Origin of the sequence: Streptomyces sp. NBC_01390, assembly GCF_045040105.1 — a bacterium.
Lineage (GTDB): Bacteria > Actinomycetota > Actinomycetes > Streptomycetales > Streptomycetaceae > Streptomyces.
This window is the reverse complement of sequence record NZ_CP109551.1, coordinates 2,903,236-2,921,892: the sequence shown is the minus strand read 5'-3', so window position 1 is coordinate 2,921,892 and position 18,657 is coordinate 2,903,236. Positions and strand designations below refer to the sequence as shown.

General features: G+C 71.1%; 19 protein-coding genes. 8 read left to right on the top strand and 11 right to left on the bottom strand.

Features of this window, described 5'->3' with window-relative positions:
* Positions 1-4: 4 nt before the first annotated feature.
* Genes OG241_RS13005 through amaP form a run of 3 tightly spaced genes read left to right on the top strand, consistent with a single transcriptional unit; the run spans position 5 to position 1,704 of the window.
* Positions 5-424, top strand: a complete 420-nt coding sequence (locus tag OG241_RS13005) for a hypothetical protein (protein WP_405815433.1) — start codon at positions 5-7, stop codon at positions 422-424.
* Positions 421-1,119 (top strand): DUF6286 domain-containing protein, encoded by a 699-nt coding sequence (locus tag OG241_RS13000; RefSeq protein ID WP_405815431.1) that lies wholly within the window; start codon positions 421-423, stop codon positions 1,117-1,119. Before OG241_RS13005 ends, OG241_RS13000 begins: the two co-directional genes overlap by 4 nt.
* A gap of 6 nt (positions 1,120-1,125) precedes the next feature.
* Positions 1,126-1,704 (top strand): alkaline shock response membrane anchor protein AmaP, encoded by a 579-nt coding sequence (gene amaP / locus OG241_RS12995; protein ID WP_405815429.1) that lies wholly within the window; start codon positions 1,126-1,128, stop codon positions 1,702-1,704.
* A gap of 108 nt (positions 1,705-1,812) precedes the next feature.
* Here amaP and OG241_RS12990 read toward each other — a convergent pair whose 3' ends face one another.
* From OG241_RS12990 to OG241_RS12970, 5 genes are all read right to left on the bottom strand, one after another.
* A complete protein-coding gene (locus tag OG241_RS12990; RefSeq protein WP_405815428.1) occupies positions 1,813-2,568 on the bottom strand; it encodes an SDR family oxidoreductase in 756 nt (251 codons plus the stop codon).
* Between the two features lie 5 nt (positions 2,569-2,573).
* Entirely contained in the window at positions 2,574-4,415 is a 1,842-nt protein-coding gene (locus OG241_RS12985) for a glycoside hydrolase family 15 protein (RefSeq protein ID WP_405815426.1), read from the bottom strand.
* 85 nt (positions 4,416-4,500) lie between these two features.
* Positions 4,501-5,307 (bottom strand): SURF1 family protein, encoded by an 807-nt coding sequence (locus OG241_RS12980; RefSeq protein WP_405815425.1) that lies wholly within the window; start codon positions 5,305-5,307, stop codon positions 4,501-4,503.
* Between the two features lie 66 nt (positions 5,308-5,373).
* Positions 5,374-5,607, bottom strand: a complete 234-nt coding sequence (locus tag OG241_RS12975; RefSeq protein WP_405815423.1) for a hypothetical protein — start codon at positions 5,605-5,607, stop codon at positions 5,374-5,376.
* Between the two features lie 79 nt (positions 5,608-5,686).
* Complete coding sequence (locus tag OG241_RS12970) at positions 5,687-6,721, bottom strand: DEDDh family exonuclease (protein WP_405815422.1); 1,035 nt, start codon at positions 6,719-6,721, stop codon at positions 5,687-5,689.
* Positions 6,722-6,863: 142 nt separating this feature from the next.
* Between OG241_RS12970 and OG241_RS12965 the strand changes: the two genes are divergently transcribed.
* Positions 6,864-7,742, top strand: a complete 879-nt coding sequence (locus OG241_RS12965) for a sterol desaturase family protein (protein ID WP_405815421.1) — start codon at positions 6,864-6,866, stop codon at positions 7,740-7,742.
* Positions 7,739-8,440: a lysoplasmalogenase gene (locus OG241_RS12960; protein WP_405815420.1), complete on the top strand. Its 702-nt coding sequence runs from the start codon at positions 7,739-7,741 to the stop codon at positions 8,438-8,440. The genes OG241_RS12965 and OG241_RS12960 overlap by 4 nt, the downstream gene beginning before the upstream one ends.
* On the opposite strand, the gene OG241_RS12955 is transcribed toward OG241_RS12960, so the two are convergent.
* The 4 genes from OG241_RS12955 to OG241_RS12940 all read right to left on the bottom strand — a co-directional run bounded on the left by OG241_RS12955 (position 8,406) and on the right by OG241_RS12940 (position 14,199).
* Positions 8,406-9,434: a CopD family protein gene (locus OG241_RS12955; RefSeq protein ID WP_405815419.1), complete on the bottom strand. Its 1,029-nt coding sequence runs from the start codon at positions 9,432-9,434 to the stop codon at positions 8,406-8,408. The two genes, OG241_RS12960 and OG241_RS12955, sit on opposite strands and share 35 nt — an antisense overlap.
* Positions 9,435-9,547: 113 nt before the next feature.
* Positions 9,548-10,930: a CoA transferase gene (locus tag OG241_RS12950; RefSeq protein ID WP_405815418.1), complete on the bottom strand. Its 1,383-nt coding sequence runs from the start codon at positions 10,928-10,930 to the stop codon at positions 9,548-9,550.
* A 121-nt stretch (positions 10,931-11,051) separates the two neighbouring features.
* On the bottom strand, positions 11,052-12,590 hold the full coding sequence (locus OG241_RS12945; protein WP_405815417.1) for a S8 family peptidase: 1,539 nt from the start codon (positions 12,588-12,590) through the stop codon (positions 11,052-11,054).
* A gap of 76 nt (positions 12,591-12,666) precedes the next feature.
* Complete coding sequence (locus OG241_RS12940) at positions 12,667-14,199, bottom strand: S8 family peptidase (RefSeq protein ID WP_405815415.1); 1,533 nt, start codon at positions 14,197-14,199, stop codon at positions 12,667-12,669.
* Between the two features lie 460 nt (positions 14,200-14,659).
* Here OG241_RS12940 and OG241_RS12935 point away from each other — a divergent pair, with 460 nt between their 5' ends.
* From OG241_RS12935 to moaA, 3 genes are all read left to right on the top strand, one after another.
* Positions 14,660-15,019, top strand: a complete 360-nt coding sequence (locus OG241_RS12935) for a DUF485 domain-containing protein (protein WP_405815414.1) — start codon at positions 14,660-14,662, stop codon at positions 15,017-15,019.
* Positions 15,016-16,641, top strand: a complete 1,626-nt coding sequence (locus OG241_RS12930; RefSeq protein WP_405815413.1) for a cation acetate symporter — start codon at positions 15,016-15,018, stop codon at positions 16,639-16,641. Before OG241_RS12935 ends, OG241_RS12930 begins: the two co-directional genes overlap by 4 nt.
* Before the next feature lie 174 nt (positions 16,642-16,815).
* On the top strand, positions 16,816-17,805 hold the full coding sequence (gene moaA / locus OG241_RS12925; RefSeq protein ID WP_405815412.1) for a GTP 3',8-cyclase MoaA: 990 nt from the start codon (positions 16,816-16,818) through the stop codon (positions 17,803-17,805).
* 7 nt (positions 17,806-17,812) lie between these two features.
* Here moaA and OG241_RS12920 read toward each other — a convergent pair whose 3' ends face one another.
* Positions 17,813-18,046 carry a hypothetical protein gene (locus tag OG241_RS12920; protein WP_405815410.1) on the bottom strand — a complete coding sequence of 78 codons (234 nt, stop codon included), beginning with the start codon at positions 18,044-18,046 and terminating at the stop codon, positions 17,813-17,815.
* Positions 18,047-18,255: 209 nt separating this feature from the next.
* Positions 18,256-18,654 carry a DUF3099 domain-containing protein gene (locus OG241_RS12915; protein WP_405815408.1) on the bottom strand — a complete coding sequence of 133 codons (399 nt, stop codon included), beginning with the start codon at positions 18,652-18,654 and terminating at the stop codon, positions 18,256-18,258.
* Positions 18,655-18,657: the final 3 nt, after the last annotated feature.

Below are 18,657 nucleotides of genomic sequence, written 5' to 3'. Positions count from 1 at the left end.
CCCGGTGGCCGAGGAGCAGTCCGGTGGCGAGCGGTCGGGGGAGACCCGTACACCTACATCCCGCCAGGCCATGACGACCGTGCCGCCGGGCGAACGCGGCGCCACCCGGATCGCCGACCGGGTCGTGGCGAAGATCGCCGCGCAGGCGGCCCGTGAGGCGCTGGCCGAGCTGCCCCAGGACGCCGTGCCCCCGCACGCCACGGTCGTCGTCCACCACGACCGCGCCCGCGTCCGGGTGATCCTCGAACTCCCGTACCCCTCGGATATCGGTGGCCAGTGCGCGACGGTGCGTCATCGGGTCGCTTCGCGGGTACACGCACTGGCGGGAATGGAGGTGCCGGAGGTCGCCGTCGAGATCGAGCGGCTGCATCTGGCACCGCCGCACCGTGCGGCACCAGGGAAGGCACAGCGGAGGACGCGATGAGCGAGCCCCAGGGCTTCGACGGCTCCGGGAACACCCGAAGACTGCCAGTACTGGAGAAACCGGACGACGCGACGACCGACACCCCGGGATCGGGGCAGTCCTCGTCCACCGCCGCCTACGACCCCCTGCCCGTCCTCGGCGACGGGGAGGACAGAAACGGCCGCTTCTGGTCGGCGCGCCGCGTCCCGGCAGCCGTCCTCGCCCTGCTGCTGCTTATCGTCGCGGGCGCGTTCCTCTACGACATCACCGCCGTACGAGCCCACCGTCAGGCCATGAGCTGGCGGAGGTCGCTGGCCGGGCAACTGGCGCAGCGTCCCCTCGACGACACCTGGGTGCTGGTCGGCGCCGGCGTCGCGGTGGTCCTCGGTGCCTGGCTGCTCGTCCTCGCCGTCACGCCCGGCCTGCGAGACGTCCTGCCGATGCGGCGCACCCACGCCGATGTCCGGGCGGGCCTGCACCGGGCCGCCGCCGCGATGGTGCTGCGCGACCGGGCCGTGGAGGTGTCCGGCGTCCAGTCGGTCCGGGTCCGGATGACCCGCACCAGGGCCGACGTCCGCGCGGTCTCCCATTTCCGCGAACTCGACGACGTACGGGCCGATCTGGACGATGTGCTCGCCCACGCGATCAGGAGCCTCGGCCTGTCCCGGCCGCCGGCCCTGTCGGTGCGTGTCGCCCGCCCCGGCCGGAAGGGATGAGGACGGATGCCGCGCATCGTCAACCGCGTACTGCTGGGCCTGGCGGGCCTGGCCCTGATCGTCGTCGGCGGCTCGGTACTGGCCGTGGGGCTCGGTGCCCGATGGCCGACGTGGTGGATCCACGACGACCGCCACGACGTACTGCTGAGTGACGCCGAACGAACCCACTACCGGGACGCCGGCTGGTGGTGGCCGACGGTCCTGGCCGTCCTGGCGGCCCTGGTCCTGCTGTCCCTGTGGTGGCTGGCCGCGACCCTCCGCCGACGCCGCCTCACCGAGGTCCTGGTGGACACCGGCGACAACGAGGGCGCCCTGCTGAGAGGCCGCGCCATGGAGAGCGCGGTCGCGGGTGAAGCTGCCCGCCTGGACGGCGTGGCACGAGCCCATGTGACCCTGACCGGCAGCCGCACCTCCCCGGAGGCCCGAGTCCAGCTCCTTCTCCAGCCGCACGCGGCCCCGGAGGATGCGGTACTCCGCCTGGCGGCGGAGGCCCTGACCCACGCCCGCGACTCGGCAGGCCTCAGGTCCCTCCCGACGGAAGTGGATCTGCGGGCGGTCAAGCACCGCGCGGAAAGGGTGAGTTGACACCGACGCGAGGGGGACGGCCCCTTTTCAGGGGCGCGGGGCTGTGACATATGCGGCTCCGCCGCGGGGCGCGACAAGCCACAACGCACCCGCGGTCGACAACGGCGCTCAGAACCCGTGCCGCATCCCCCCGTCGACAGGCACCATGACCCCCGTCAGATAGCTCGCCGCGGGCGACAGCAGAAACGCCGCCGTCCGCCCGAACTCCTCCGGCTTCCCGTACCGCCGCAGCGGAATCCGCGCCTCGTTGGCGACCCGGGTCGCCGCCGGGTCCGCCGACAACGCGTCCAGCTCGCGCACGCGATCCGTGTCGATGCGCGCCGGCAACAACCCCACCACCCGGATCCCGCGCGGCCCCACCTCGTCGGCGAGCGACTTGGCGAAGCCGGCGAGCCCCGGCCGCAGGCCGTTGGAAATGGTCAGCCCCGGAATCGGCTCGTGCACCGAACCGGACAGCACGAACCCGACGACGCCGCCCGCCTCCAGCTCCGCCACCGCCGTACGGGCCAGCCGTACCGCCCCCAGGAACACCGAGTCGAACGCGGCCCGCCACTGCTCGTCCGTGTTGTCGGCGACGAACCCCGGCGCCGGACCGCCCACGCTGACGAGGATGCCGTTGAAGCGCCCGAAGTGCTCGCGGGCCGCCGCGACGAGCCGCTCCCCGATCTCCGGGTCGGAGTTGTCCGCGGCCACACCCACCGCCCCCGGGCCCAGGGCTGCCGCCGCCTCCGCGACCGTCTTCTCGTCCCGCCCCGTGATGACCACCTTCGCGCCGTCGGCGACGAGTTCGCGCGCGGCGGCGTTGCCCAGTCCGCGGGTGGCTCCGGTGACGACGTACACCCGGTCCTTCAGTCCAAGATCCATGGTCCCTATCCTGCCCGGTTCTCGCCGTACAGGGCGAGGGCGGTGTTGACGAGGCCGATGTGGCTGAACGCCTGGGGGAAGTTGCCGAGCTGGCGTTCGGCGACCGGGTCGTACTCCTCCGCCAGCAGCCCCACGTCGTTGGTGACAGCGCACAGACGGTCGAAGAGTGCGCGCGCCTCCTTCGTACGGCCGATCATGTGCAGGGCGTCCGCCAGCCAGAACGAGCAGGCCAGGAACACGCCCTCGTCACCGGGCAGCCCGTCGACCACGGGACCGTCCGTGCTGTAGCGGCGGACGAACCCGCCGTGCCCCAACTCGTCCCTGATCGCGTCGACGGTGCCGACGATCCGCGGGTCGTCCGGCGGCAGGAAGCCGACGCGGGGCAGGAGCAGCACGGCGGCGTCGAGTTCGCGGGAGCCGTAGAACTGGGTGAACGTGTTGCGCTCCGGGTCGTAGCCGCGTTCGCACACCTCCCGGTGCACCTCGTCGCGCATCGCCCGCCAGCCCTCCAGGTCGCCGCCGCTCAGCTTCGGGTTGAGCTCCAGCTGACGCACCGCGCGGTCCGCCGCGACCCAGGCCATCACCTTGGAGTGCACGAAGTGTCGGCGTGGGCCGCGCACCTCCCACAGTCCCTCGTCGGGCAGGCGCCACGCCGTCTTCAGGAACTCCATGAGCGCGCACTGCAGGCGCCACATGTGCGGCTTGGACGGCAGTCCCGAACGCCGGGCCAGCGCCAGTGAGTCGATCACCTCGCCGTACACGTCGAGCTGGAGCTGCCGTACCGCGGCGTTGCCGATGCGCACCGGGGCCGAGCCGCCGAATCCGGGCAGCCAGTCCAGCTCGAACTCGGGCAGCCGGCGCTCACCGGCGAGCCCGTACATGATCTGGAGGTCCGCCGGGTCGCCCGCGACCGCCCGCAGCAGCCAGTCACGCCAGCGCTCGGCCTCCTCGTGGTAGCCCACCGACAGCAGCGCGTTCAGGGTGAGCGTGGAGTCGCGCAGCCAGCAGTAGCGGTAGTCCCAGTTGCGTACGCCGCCCAGTTCCTCGGGGAGCGAGGTGGTGGGGGCGGCCACGATCCCGCCGGTCGGCGCGTACGTCAGCGCCTTGAGGGTGATCAGCGAGCGCACGACGGCGTCCCGGTGCGGCCCGTCGTAGGTACAGCGCGCCGACCAGTCCTCCCAGTCCGAGACGGCCGCGTCCAGTGCCTCGTACGGGTCGACGAACGGCGGATGCGGCTCGTGCGAGGGATGCCAGGTCAGCACGAACGCGACCCGTTCGCCCTCCGCGACGGTGAACTCCGAGTGCGTGGTGAAGTCCCGGCCCCAGGTGCGCACCCCTTCCTCGGTGCGCAGCCACACCGAGTCCGGTCCGGCGACGGCCACCCGGTGTCCGTTCGCCCGGCGCATCCAGGGCACGATCGCCCCGTAGTCGAAGCGCAGCCGCAGCGTGCTGCGGACGGTCACCTCGCCGCGTACGCCTTCGACGATCCGTACGAGATCGGGGGCGCGGTCGCGCTGTGGCATCAGGTCGGTGACGCGTACGGCGCCGTCGTCGGTCTCCCACTCGGTGTCGAGGACGAGGGTGCCGGGCCGATAGGAACGCCGCACGCACCGGTCGGCGCCCTCCGGGGCGATCCGCCAGTGCCCGTTGCGTTCGTCGCCGAGCAGCGCGGCGAAACAGGCGGCCGAGTCGAAGCGGGGCAGACACAGCCAGTCGACGGAACCGTCCATGCCGACGAGCGCGGCGGTCTGGTGGTCGCCGACGAGGGCGTAGTCCTCGATACGAGGGATGCGGTGCTTCTGATGGGGGTGCACGAGGGTCGGGTTCCCGGTGAGGGGCCCCGGCATTCGGGCGAAGCCGTCCTGTCACACGCCGGATCTCCCGGTTACGTCACCCGGCTGTCCACGCCGGACCGGATGGTGTCACACGGTGTCACACGGGGGCGGGCTCGGTGTCCGGCGAATCCTGCGCCTCACGTGCCGCGGCTTCGGCCTCCGCGCGGTCCCGGCGTTCACGGCGCACCAGGATCACCCAGCCCAGGGGGACACCGGCGGCGAACAGCCACCACTGGATGGCGTAGGCGTAGTTCAGCGCGGCGTTCTCGTTGCCCGGCTTACCCAGCAGCTCCGGGGTGTCGCCCTTCGGTGCGGGTGTCGTCAGCACGACGTAGCCGCCGAGTACTTCGGCGCCGAGCCGCCGGGCCTCCTGCTCGCTGTTGATCAGCATGACCTGGCGGTCCGGCAGCCCCTTGAGGTCCTTGATACCGCTCGCCGCGGTCGTCTCGGCGGGCATCAGCCGCCCGGTGACGGTGACCTCGCCCGTCGGGGGCGCCGGGATCCTGGGGAACGCGGTCTGGCTCGGACCGTCCGAGGGGATCCAGCCCCGGTTGACCAGCAGGACCTTGCCGTCGTCGAGGACGAAGGGAGTCAGGACGTGGTAGCCGACCTCGTCGTCGGAGTTGGTGCGGCGGCGGACGACGACCTCGTCGTCGGTGTCGAACCGGCCCTTGGCGCTGACGGTGTGGTACCGCTCGGCGGTGGTGACGGTGTGACCGGGGGAGGTCAGCTTCTCCACGGGCACCGGATCGGCGGACAGCGCGTCGGCGACCAGCTGGTTACGGGCGCTGCGCTCCTCGTAACGGTGCATCTGCCAGATGCCCAGCCTGATCATCGTGGGGATGAGGACGAGGGCGACCAGCGTGAGGATCACCCACTGCCGGGACAAGAGGAAGCGGTACACCCCACTGACGGTACAACTCGCCCGTGGGGTGCCTTCAGGGGGGTACGGACTCGGACGCGGACCGTCTCAGACCCTGTCGACGATCCCCACCCTCCCCTCCGCGCGTGCGCAGTGCGCCCCGCAGTACCAGTGACCCTCGGCCTCGACGCCTTGCCCGATGATCTGGACCCGGCAGTGCTCGCAGATGGGCGCCATGCGATGGATCGCGCAGGCGAAGCAGTCGAAGACGTGCACCGCGCCCTGCGCGTGCACCTCGAAGGTCATTCCGTAGCTGTTCCCGCAGACTTCACAACTGGCCATGGGCCACAGGGTGGGCCGTCGGCGCCGTGCGGGCGAGACGGCGCCGGGCGAGTCGGGCGCCAATCACCCGTCCGTACGGTCATCCCTGCGCCGCGGGTTCCACGTCCCGCAGGAGTTGCCCGAAGGCCGCCTCGTCGATGACCGGCGTGCCGTACTGCCGGGCCTTGACCACCTTCGAGGTCATGGAGTCGGGGTCGTTGGTGACGAGCAGGCTGGTCAGCCGGGACAGGCTCGTCGCGACATGCAGGCCCGCCTCGACGGCCCGGTCCTCCAGCAGGTCGCGCTCGACCGAGGTGTCCCCGGAGAACGCCACCCGCATGCCCTGCCTGAGCGGACGGCCGTCCTCGTAGCGCCCCGGGTTGGGGTACGGGCACGCGGGACGCTTTCGGGACGGGCGCCAACTGGTCGGCTGATAGCTCCCGTAGCCCCCGGAGTTCCCGTTCCCGTGACCACCGGAGGCCTGCCGCCCGATCTGCGGGCGCGCGGAGCCGCCGGTCGCCGCCGACCCGGACCACTCCGTCAGCGGCCGGCACTCCAGCAGGGGCAGCCGTACGCCGCCCCGGGCCGCCGCGTGCAGACTGGGCCGGAACGCCTCGGCGAGCACCCGCGCGTCGTCCAGCGCGTGGTGGGCCCGTTGCTGGACGACCCCGTAGTGCGCGGCGAGGGTCTCCAGCTTGTGGTTGGGCAGCGGCAGCCCCAGCTCCTTGGACAGCGCGATGGTGCACAGCCGCTGCCGCACCGGCGCCTCGCGCTCCGCGCGCGCGTACTCCCGGGCGATCATCGACCAGTCGAAGACGGCGTTGTGCGCGACGAGCACACGGTCGGCGAGCCGGGACGCGAACTCCTCGGCGATGTCCATGAAGAGCGGGGAACCCTCCAGGGCGTCGCTCGTCAGCCCGTGGATCCACACCGGCCCGGGATCACGTTCCGGATTGACCGTTGTGTACCAGTGGTCCTCGACCTCACCGCGTGCGTCCAGCCGGTAGACCGCGGCGGAGATTATCCGGTCGTCCCGGGACAGACCGGTCGTCTCGACGTCAACGACCGCGTATCCCTGGGGATATGCGGTCGGCCACGGGGCGGGGGACGGCGTGGGCGTCAGGTCTTCGAGCATGGTCCCAGAGAATACGGGCCGCGACTGACACTCCGTCGCCCGCCCATTGGTGGACACCGCCAACAAGCAAGCGCGTACCGTGCTGAATACTTGTCAGTAACAACGTCTATGCGCCGCCTGTGCGGCGTCCTAACGTGCAGTCATGCCCAACCTCCCCGACGTCGTGGCCTGGTCGATACCCGCCTTCGTACTGCTCACCGTCATCGAGATGATCAGTGTCCGGATCCACCCTGACGAGGAGGGGCGCGCCGCCGGGTACGACACAAGGGACGCCGCCACCAGTGTCGGCATGGGACTCGGCAGCCTGGCCTTCGACTTCCTGTGGAAGATCCCGATCGTCGCGCTCTACACGGCCGTCCACGAACTCACGCCCCTGCGCGTCCCCGTCCTGTGGTGGACCGTCCCGCTCATGCTGCTCGGCCAAGACTTCTTCTACTACTGGTCCCACCGCGGCCACCACGTCGTCCGCATCCTCTGGGCCTGTCACGTCGTCCACCACTCCAGCCGCAGCTTCAACCTGACGACGGCTCTGCGCCAGCCCTGGACCACGCTCACCGTCTGGCCGTTCTACGTCCCCCTCGTCGCCCTCGGTGTGCACCCGGCGGCGCTCGCCTTCTGCTCCTCCGTGAACCTCGTCTACCAGTTCTGGATCCACACCGAGCGGATCGACCGCATGCCCCGGTGGTTCGAGTACGTCCTGAACACGCCCTCGCACCACCGGGTCCACCACGCGTCCCAAGGCGGCTACCTGGACCGCAACTTCGGCGGAATCCTCATCGTCTGGGACCGGCTCTTCGGCTCGTTCGTCGCCGAGACCGAACGACCTGTCTACGGCTTGACGAAGAACATCGACACGTTCAACCCGGTCAAGGTCGCCACTCATGAGTACGTCGCGATCGCCAAGGACATCAAGGCGGCGGGCAGTTGGCGGGAGCGCGCCGGCCGGGTGTTCCGGGGGCCCGGCTGGCAGCCCGCACACCCGCGCCAGGAGCAGCCGGCCGAAGAGACCGTCGGCGCGTGAGGCCGGCCCGGGTTCTCCTCGCCGCCTTCGCTCTCACGGCGGCTGTCGACCTGATCTCCCTCGCGGTCGGCTCCGACACCGGACACGCCCTCGCCAAGCCCTTCCTGATGCCCCTTCTGGCCGCCCACGCACGCCTCCGTGGCGCTCCGCGACTCCTCCTCGCCGCCCTCCTGCTCGGCTGGGCCGGCGATGTCCTGCTGCTCTCCGACGCCGACCCGGCGTTCCTGGCCGGCATGGCCTCCTTCGCGGCCGGTCACCTCTGTTACCTCGCCCTCTTCAGGACGTACGGCAGCCAGGACCGTACGCCGAACGGTGCCCCACGCGCGCGTGCCGCACACGGCCGGCTCGCCGCGGCCTACGCCCTGGCCCTGGCCGGCACCCTCGCCGTCCTCTGGTCCGGCCTCCCCGCCGAACTCCGCGTCCCCGTCGCCGGCTACAGCCTCCTGCTGACCGCGATGGCTCACCGGGCCACGGCACTCGGCCTCCTCGCCGGCACGGGCGGCGCGCTCTACCTGCTCTCCGACACGCTCATCGCGACCGGCGTCGCGGATCTGCCCCAGCTCCCCGCACCCGACTTCTGGATCATGCTCACGTACCTCGCGGCCCAGTGGCTCCTGACCGGCGGTGTACTCGCGGCGGCGAGAGCCGCGACGCCCCCACCGGTCACGTCCAGCGGATCGGCACCGGCAACGCGGTGAGCAGCCCCGACACCGCGACGACCAGCCCCAGCGCGACTACCTCCGCGCGCGCGGGGGAGCAGGCGGTCAGCGGGTCGGCCGCCCGGCTCAGCCGCAGCCGCGCCCACAGGGCGAGGCCGGCGACGGCCGCCACGACGATCATTTTGGCGAGCAGCGTGCGACCGTACGCCGTCGAGGTCAGCTGGTCCAGGACCGTGTCCGGCGGCATACGGCGCAGAGTGCTCCAGATGCCCGTGGCGGTGATGAGGGCGAGGAGAACGGCCGCCACGCGCGCGTAGAGGCCCAACAACGCCACGCGCGCCTCCCGGGCGGCCCCCCAGAGGGGCAACGTCCGCAGGACGTACAGCAGTCCGCCCACCCACAGCGCCGCGCAGGTCACATGGACCAACGTCAGCGCCGAGCCGGTCAGCGGATCGAGCTCCGGCGCCGGATGGGCCCGCAGCGCCTCCGCCACGGCCACCGCGCCCAACGGCCAGACCTGTGTGGCCGGGCGGCCCGAGAGGGCGCACAGGCCCGCCGCGGCGAACCCGTTGACCTCCAGCAGCGCCAGCTTGCCGTCCCGGGACTCGTACAGGCCGCCCACATCGATCGCGGCCAGGCTGTGCGGTACGAGGTTGCCGGTCGACACCACCGAGGCGAGTCCCAGCGCGGCGACGAAACCGACTCCGGCCGCGTACGGCGCCCACGCGCGCGCCCGCTCCGGTGGCGCCCCGGGCAGCCGGCCGGCCAGCCGGTGCGCGAACAGCTCGCCCACCGGAACGCACAGCGCGGTGAACAGCGCCGTCCGCAGCAGCCCGATCCCGCCCACGCCGGGCGCGACGGCCTCCCCGGTGCCGTCCAGCACGGCGGACGGCCCGAGCAACGGGATCAGGGCGGCCAGCACCACCAGTACGAGCACGGCGACGGCCCGGCCGGTGCCGTGGCGTGAGCCGTCGGGCGCTCTCGCGGGCCCGTCCTCGCCGGAGCGCCCGTCAGTCGGTCGTGTCAAACCCACCCCAAGTTCCTCACCGGCCGCAAGGCCGTGGGGTCGTAGGGCCGCGGTCGCGTCTCCGGTCGCCCGGTGACCCGCCTCGGCACCCTCCCCACGTACTCAACGCTGTGTCTGTCTCAATACACCCAGCGCGCCCGGTCGGTCCCCCAAACGCCGGGAGACCGTGCCCAGTCGACCGGCCCGCCCGTGAAGGAGACCGGCGATCGCGCGTACCGCAGCCGCCCCAGCGCGCTGTCCCGCTCGGCGAGCCACGCCTCCGGCCCGTTGTAGGCGCACTCGCCCACGGGCGCCCCCTGGCCTCGCTCCGCCCCGCTCGTCAGCCACCCGGCCGTGCCGGCCAGCGCCAGCCGTACGAACCGGCTGCCGCCCTCCCGCACCTGGTCGCTCAGCGCCCGCAGCACCCCCGCCGCCAGCAGATACCCCGTGCCGTGATCGAGCGCCTGTGCGGGCAGGGCGCCGGGTTTCCCGGCGGATCCCTCGATCACCGCGATGCCCGAGGCGGCCTGCACCAGGCTGTCGAAGCCCCGCCGCTCAGCCCAGGGCCCGTACGCACCCCACGCCGACAACTGCCCCACGACCACTCCGGGCCTGCGCTCGGCCAGCGCTTCCGGCGAGAGCCCGAAGGGGTCCAGGGCGCCGGGCCGGTACCCGGTGACGACGACGTCCGCGCCGGCGAGGAGTTCCTCGAAGGCCCGCCGGTCCGCCGTCAGATCCAGCACCGCCGACCGCTTCCCGAACCCCGTGTCGGTGTGCTGGTCCGGCAGTTCGGGCAGCTGAGGCGCGTCCACGCGCAGCACGTCCGCGCCGAGCAGGGCGAGCGTGCGGGTGGCGACAGGGCCCGCGATGACCCGGGTCAGGTCGAGGACCCGGACCCCGGCGGCGGGCAGCAAGGGGTCGGTGCCGATCGGCGCGAGCACGCGCGCGCGTGCCGAGTCCAGCAGCCCGCGCTCGACCAGGGGCCGCGCGACCACCGCAGCGCCCTGCTCGTGCGCGGCCCACTCCTCGGCCGTGCGCAGCGCGACGGCGAGGCCCCCGGCGGCGTACACGGTCTCCTCGGCCTCCGCCGAGGAGCGTTCGGCGAGCGCGGCGGCGACGGACGCCGGGTCCTCGGACGTGCCCAGGGCTGCGAGCAGACGCGCTCGGTGATGCGGGTAGTTCGCATGGGTGCGCACCCAGCCGTCCGCCGTCCGCCAGAAGCGCGACAGCGGCGCGAAGGAGACCGGGGCGCGTCCGTCGACCAGCAGGTGGCGCTCGCTGACGAGGGCCGTGGCGACCGCGCCGTCGTCCAGGCGAACCTCCGGCACCTCCGGCAGCCCGGCCCGGAGGGCGCCCAGTTCCGCGGCGGCCAGCGCGCACGCCCCCACGCAGGCCCGCGCCAACTCCCGTACCGGAAGCCGTGATGCGAGCACTCCGGTGCGTGCCACGGTCGAGATCCGGGCGGGGGCGGCCGGATCGCCGCCCAGCGCGGCCCAGGCGTACTCCGTGCTCAATACAGTCATAGGCGCACTATGCCGTGTGCACCGGGTCGACATCCCTACGGGATCAACACGGGATCAACAGAGTGGGCCGGACAGCGCGACGCCGACCGGCCCACCGAAGAGAATCAATGCCTGGGAGGTGCTACTTCGTCACCGCGTCCAGGGCGTCCGCGACGCCGTGGCCGTAGAAGCCGTTGTAGTTCTTCCCGCCCTCGCACACCGCGTCGATCTTGCCGTCACCGTCGAGGTCGTACGGGTCCGTGCACGGCGTGGCGTCCGCCTCGGCGTACAGGAGTGCCTTCACGAGGGCGGCCGAGGCGTGCGGGTGGGTCGACTTGATCAGTGCGGCCACGCCCGCGACGTGCGGGGTCGCCATCGACGTACCCGCCATGTAGCCCCAGGTGCCGCCGGGCAGCGGGCCGAGGATCAGGCCGCTGGTGGCGGGCGGGGCCGGGGTCTGGAGGCGGGTCGAGTCGCCGCCGGGGGCGGCTATGTCGATGACCCCCAGGCCGTGGTTGGAGAAGGACGACTTGATGCCCTTGGCGCCGGTCGAGGAGACCGTCACCACACCGGGGAGCTGGGTCGGGATGTCGTAGCACTCGGAGGGGTCGATGACCCGGTCCGAGGGCGTCGCGTCGTTGGGGGAGACCGGGTCGGTGATCTCGTCGGCCGCGAGGTCGTAGCTCTCGTTGCCGGCCGCCGCGACGTTGACGACACCCTTGTGCTCGGCGTACTGCGAGGCGCGCGTGATGGCGTCGACCAGCGCCTTCTGGTCCGGGTCGTTCTTGCAGTTGAAGTACCAGGGGTCCGTGTAATAGCTGTTGTTCGTGACGTCGACGCCGTGCTCGGCCGCCCACACGAAGCCGCAGACGACGGCCTCCGTGTAGAAGTAGCCGGCCGTGGTCGCCACCTTGATGCCGGACACCTTCACGCCCGGAGCGACGCCCGTGACGCCGATGCCGTTCTTGGCGGCGGCGATCTCACCGGCGACGTGCGTACCGTGCGGGCTCTCGCCCGTCGTCGGCCGCCAGGCCCCGTCGGTCGTGTCGGGCTTGCCCGTCACACAGTTGACCGAGGCGGCGCGGTCGAAGTTCGGCGCGATGTCCGGGTGGGTGTCGTCGACGCCGGTGTCGATCACGGCGACGGTGACCTTGCGGCTGCCCAGCGTCTTCTCGTGCGCCTTGTCCGCCTTGATGGCGGGCAGGTCCCACTGCAGCGGCTCCAGGGGGTCCTGGGTCGCGGTGGCGCCGGCGGTGGCGCTCGCTATCTCCGCCGCGGAGAGCACCTTCGGGGCGCCCTCGTCGGTGGTCGACTGCGCGGGCAGCGGCGCGTTGCGCGTGTTGCCGGCCGACTGCACCCCCGGCACCTTGCGGATGACCTTGGCGAAGTCGGGGTTCGCCGAGTGGACGACGACCACGCCGATCCGGTCGTACGACGTCACGATCGTGCCGCCGGCCTTGGCGATGGCCTTCTTCACGTACTGGGAAGGGCCGAAGCCGGGGAACACGTTGACGACATAGCTGAGCGCGGGCGCGTCGGCCGCGACGGCGGAGGCGCCGGCGGTGAGGTCGGCGTCGGCCGCGGTGGCCTGGATGTTCGGCAGGAAGGCGAACGCCGACGCCATGATCATCCCGACCGGGATGGCCACGGCGCGACGGGAGCGCGAGTGGGGCGCTGTCATAGAGGGTCTCCAGTTCCTTCGTTCGTGGACGTGTGGACCGTGCGCAAAACCTGGAAAACGTGGCGGAACGTGCGGGTCACTTGACCGCGCGCAGCGCGTCGACGATTCCGAACCCGAAGAATCCGTTGACCCGTCTGCCGCCCTCGCACACCGCGTCCTGCGTGCCGTCACCGTCCTGGTCGTACGACACGGGGCAGCCGGGGTTGTTCGCCTGCGCCTTGAGCAGCGCCTGGAGCTGGGCCGGGGTCGCCTTCGGGTGCTTCGACTTCAGCAGCGCTGCGACACCCGCGGCATGCGGCGAGGCCATCGAGGTGCCCTGTAGGAAGGCGTACTCGCCGTTCGGCATGGTGGACAGGATGCGGCCGTTCTTCGACGGCGTGTCCGGTATCTGGTACTTACGGTCGCCGCCGGGGGCCGCGATGTCGATGACGCCGTTGCCGTAGGTGGAGTAGTACGACTTGACGTTGTCGACGCCCGTGGCGCTCACCGTGACGACACCCGGGAGCTGGGTCGGCACGTCGAAGCACTTGTGCGGGTCGATCGTGCGGGTGACCGGCGTCGAGTCGTCGGGGCTGGTGTCGTCGACGATCGCGTCGGAGGCCAGGTCGTGGCTGGAGTTGCCCGCCGACGCCAGGTTGAGGGTGCCCTTCTTCGTCGCGTACAGCTGCGCCCTGTTGACCGCGTCGGCAATGGCCCGCTGGTCGGGGTCGTCGACGCAGTTGTACATCCACGGATCGACGTAGTAGCTGTTGTTCGTGATCTCGACGCCGTGGTCGGCGGCGAACACGAAGGCGCACACCACGCTCTCCGGGTAGAACAGGCCGTCGTTGGGGTCGCTCACCTTGATGCCGGAGACCTTCACGCCGGGCGCGACACCGGCCACCCCGATGCCGTTGCGGGCGGCGGCTATCTCACCGGCGACATGGGTGCCGTGGTAGTCCTCGGCGGTGTACGGGCGCCACGCACCCGCGCTGGTGTCCGCGACGCCCCCGACGCAGTTCGCCGACTGGGACGCGGAGAAGTTCGGGGCGAGGTCGGGGTGGGTGTCGTCGACGCCGGTGTCGATCACGGCGACGGTGACCTTGCGGCTGCCCGGGTTGATCTTCGCGGCCTTGTCGGCGCCGATCGACCGCAGGTCCCACTGGTCGGCTTCGAGGGGCTCGCTCTCGGGGGTCCCGGCCGACACGGCCTCGACCTTGGCTGCCTCCGCGGCCGTCAGATAGTCCGCCGCGCCCTCGTCGGTCGTCCCGGAGGCCACCAGCGGCGTGGTCCGGGTGACACCCGCGGAGCTCACCCCGCGCGCGGCGCGGATCTCCGCCCCGAAGGAGGGGTTCGCGGAGTGGACGACGATCACACCGATCTTGCCGTACGTGACCACGACCGTGCCGCCGGCCTTGGAGACCGCCTTCGTCACCGACCCGATCGTGTGACGGTCGGTGCTCTTGGTGTTGACGACATACGCGAGGTTCGGACCGTCGGCGGCCCGGGCGGCAGCGGCGGCCGGTTCGGCGGCCGAAGCGGCCACGGGCAGGAAGCCGAGAGAGGCGGTAAGGGACAGCACGACCGGCACCGCGAGAGCGAGCCGGCGTCTGGAGCGCAGATGAGCCATGGGTTCTCCACAACATCCGGAAACGAGGCTCGCCCGGACAAGGATGGTTGCCGGGCAAGCGCGTAGCAGGGACGGACAACAGCTGTGTACGCGCGAAAAGGCGGGCACGGGCGCATGGCCCGCACCTCGGATTTTGCAGGTACATGACGGTTGGTACAGGGCGAAGCTATCCCGCGTCGCCGCTGGCCAGCAATGACTTCCGGAGACCAGTTAGGAAAGAAGCGCGGGGAGTTGAACCGGTCCTCGCGTGGCGCCGTGACCTTGGACAGGGAGCCCGAGGACCATCGAGCCCCCTGTCGGATCACGCGTGGGGGCCCTACCATCGCGAGCCGGCCACCTGTGATCCAGATCACCGCGAGGTCAGAGAAGAGCCATGTCCGTACCCAGCCCGTCCCCGTCCCCGAACGACCACGCACCGCCGTCCACTGTCGTGACCGCACCCGCAACGCGAGGAGACTCCGTGGCTACCGACGCACCGCCCCCCTCGAAGACAGAAGAACGCCACCTCCCCTCCACGGAGGAGTTCGTCGAGGTGCAGCAGAGCGCCGAGTTCGGTGAACTGCGCCGCGCCCACCGCTCCTTCGCCTTCCCACTGACCCTCGGCTTCATCACCTGGTACCTGCTGTACGTCCTGCTGTCGAACTACGCGGGCGGCTTCATGGGCACCAAGCTCGTCGGCCACATCAACGTCGCCTTCGTCCTCGGCATCGCCCAGTTCGTCACCACGTTCCTCATCGCCTGGTGGTACTCGCGGCACGCCGCCGCCAACCTCGACCCCAAGGGTGAGGCGATCAAGTCCCGGATGGAGGGCGACGCATGAGCCCCGTACAGCAGAGTGTTCTCGCGGCCGGGGAGGCCAGTGAGCACCGGCCGCTGATCATCTCCCTGTTCGCGGTGTTCGTCGTCGCGACCCTCGTCATCACCGTCTGGGCGGGCCGCCAGACCAAGAGCGCCGCCGACTTCTACGCCGGCGGGCGGCAGTTCACCGCCTTCCAGAACGGCCTCGCGGTCTCCGGCGACTACATGTCCGCCGCGTCCTTCCTCGGCATCGCGGGCGCGATCGCCCTCTTCGGGTACGACGGCTTCCTGTACTCCATCGGCTTCCTCGTCGCCTGGCTGGTCGCCCTGCTCCTGGTGGCCGAGCCGCTGCGCAACTCGGGCCGCTACACCATGGGTGACGTCCTCGCGTACCGCATGCGCCAGCGCCCGGTCCGCACGGCCGCCGGCACGTCGACGATCGTCGTCTCGATCTTCTACCTGCTGGCCCAGATGGCCGGCGCGGGCGTCCTCGTCTCGCTCCTCCTCGGCATCACCTCGGACGCGGGCAAGGTCGCCATCGTCGCCCTCGTCGGCGTCCTGATGATCGTGTACGTCTCCATCGGCGGCATGAAGGGCACCACCTGGGTCCAGATGGTGAAGGCCGTGCTGCTCATCAGCGGCACGATCCTCATTACGTTCCTGGTGCTGCTGAAGTTCAACTTCAACATCTCCGATCTGCTCGGCACCGCCGCCGAACGCAGCGGCAAGGGCGACGCCTTCCTGGAGCCCGGTCTGCAGTACGGCGCCACCGGCACCACCAAGCTGGACTTCATCTCCCTGGGCATCGCCCTGGTCCTCGGCACCGCCGGTCTGCCGCACATCCTGATCCGCTTCTACACGGTGCCCACGGCCAAGGCCGCCCGTAAGTCCGTGAACTGGGCGATCGGCATCATCGGCGGCTTCTACCTGATGACGATCGCGCTCGGCTTCGGCGCCGCCGCACTGATCGACCCGAAAGAGATCACCGACTCCAACCCCTCGGGCAACACGGCCGCGCCACTGCTCGCCCTGCACATCGGCGGCGTCGACTCGACCTGGGGCGCGGTGCTGCTCGCGACGATCTCGGCGGTCGCTTTCGCGACGATCCTCGCCGTGGTCGCCGGCCTCACGCTGGCCTCGTCGTCGTCCTTCGCGCACGACATCTACGCCAACGTCATCCGCAAGGGGACGGCCACCGAGAAGGAGGAGATGAAGGCGGCCCGCTGGGCCACCGTCTTCATCGGCATCGTCTCGATCGCCCTGGGCGCCCTCGCCCGCGACCTGAACGTGGCCGGCCTGGTCGCACTCGCGTTCGCGGTCGCCGCGTCCGCCAACCTGCCGACGATCCTCTACAGCCTGTTCTGGAAGAAGTTCACCACCCAGGGCGCCCTGTGGTCGATCTACGGCGGCCTGATCGTGGCGGTCGGCCTGGTGCTGTTCTCGCCGGTCGTCTCCGGCGACCCGAAGGCGATGTTCCCGGGCGTCGACTTCCACTGGTTCCCGCTGAAGAACCCCGGCATCATCTCCATCCCGTTCGGCTTCCTCATGGGCTGGCTCGGCACGGTCCTCTCCAAGGAGGAGCCCGACACCGGCAAGTACGCCGAGCTGGAGGTCCGGTCCCTCACGGGAACCGGAGCGCACTAGCACCGGGCGTTCGTTCGCCGGCAAGGCATTGCGCGGGGCCGTCGTAGGGATCTACGGCGGCCCCGCGCCGCGTCCTGTGGCATCGGGCCTGCTTCGTTGTCAGTGGGGTCACGTAGGCTCGGGGGTGCAGGAGAACTTCTGTTCACGTGATCCGCTACGAGGGAGGGGGCCCACGTGCTCATCGACACCTTCGGCCGAGTGGCCACCGACCTGCGGGTCTCGCTGACCGACCGCTGCAATCTTCGGTGCACGTACTGCATGCCCGAGGAGGGCCTGCAGTGGCTGGCCAAGCCCGACCTGCTCACGGACGACGAGATCGTCCGCCTCATCGACATAGCCGTCCGCCTCCTGGGCATCGAGGAGGTCCGCTTCACCGGCGGCGAACCCCTGCTGCGCCCGGGCCTGGTCGGCATCGTGGAGCGGGTCGCGGCCCTGGCCCCCCGCCCCCAGATGTCCCTGACGACGAACGGCATCGGACTGGGCCGCACGGCGACCGCCCTGAAGGCGGCGGGCCTGGACCGCGTCAACGTCTCCCTGGACACCCTGCGCCCCGACGTCTTCAAGACCCTCACCCGCCGCGACCGCCACAAGGACGTCATCGCGGGCCTGGAAGCCGCCCGTGCGGCCGGTCTGACCCCGGTGAAGGTCAACGCGGTGCTGATGCCGGGGTTCAACGAGGACGAGGCCCCCGACCTCCTGGCCTGGGCGGTCGAGCACGACTACGAACTGCGCTTCATCGAGCAGATGCCCCTGGACGCCCAGCACGGCTGGAAGCGCGAGGGCATGGTCACAGCGGGCGACATCCTGCAGTCGCTGCGCACCCGCTTCGACCTGACGGAGGAGGGCACCGGCGAACGCGGTTCGGCCCCCGCCGAGCGCTGGCTGGTCGACGGCGGCCCGCACCGCGTGGGCGTCATCGCCTCCGTCACCCGCCCGTTCTGCGCCGCCTGCGACCGCACCCGCCTCACCGCCGACGGCCAGATCCGCAACTGCCTCTTCGCCCGCGAGGAGACCGACCTGCGCGCGGCCCTGCGCTCCGGCGCCCCCGACGAGGAGATAGGCCGCATCTGGCGCGAGGCGATGTGGGGCAAGAAGGCCGGCGCGGGCCTGGACGACCCGACCTTCGTACAGCCGGACCGCCCGATGTCGGCGATCGGCGGCTGAGACGGGCTCAGGTGTCCGAGGACTCCCACTCCGCCAGCCTCACCACGTCCTTGAGGAACCCCCGCACGCCCAGGAACTGTGACAGGTGCTCGCGATGCTCCTCGCACGCCAGCCATGTCTTCCGCCGCTCGGGCGTGTGCAGCTTCGGGTTGTTCCAGGCGAGCACCCACTCGGCGTCCGCCCGGCATGCCTTGGCGGAGCAGATGGGGGAATCAGGGGAACCAGGGTCAGGGCCGATCATCCTGTGACCCTAACCCGGAGCGAAGAGCGCTCAAAAAGGCGACGCCGAGCAGCCACGGGGGGAGCTGCCCGGCGTCGGTCTGTCGCTCCGACGGGGGATGCGGAGCGCGTACGAAGTATGCCACGGGTGACCGTCCGCCCGGCAATGGAACAGCGTGATTGATCTGAGCTTTTCTTGAGCTTGGAGACGCCCTCCGCACTGACTTTTGGTCAGGCCCGCTCGCGTGGATCGCCCCCCGTATCGGCCGTCCGATCGCCCCCGTTGTCCTCCGCTGCGGATTCCGCGAAGCCCTCTCGCGGGCCGGGCGGCGCGATCATCGGCCGCACCGGAGCCGTCACGAACGTCGACGGGAGGCCCGGCGCGTTCTCGCGGCCGGCGTTGGCGATCACCACGGAGATATAGGGCAGGATCATGCCGAGCACCAGCGCCACGAACGCGACGTGCCGTTCGACGTTCCAGAGCGTCGCCGCGAGGACCACCGCCACCGTGCGCACGGACATCGAGATGACGTACCGGCGCTGTCTGGCCCGGACATCGTCCGCGAGCCCCTGCCGGGCCCCGGTGATCCGGAAGACCTCGGCGCCGCCGCTGTTGCTCCGCTTCCGCATCAC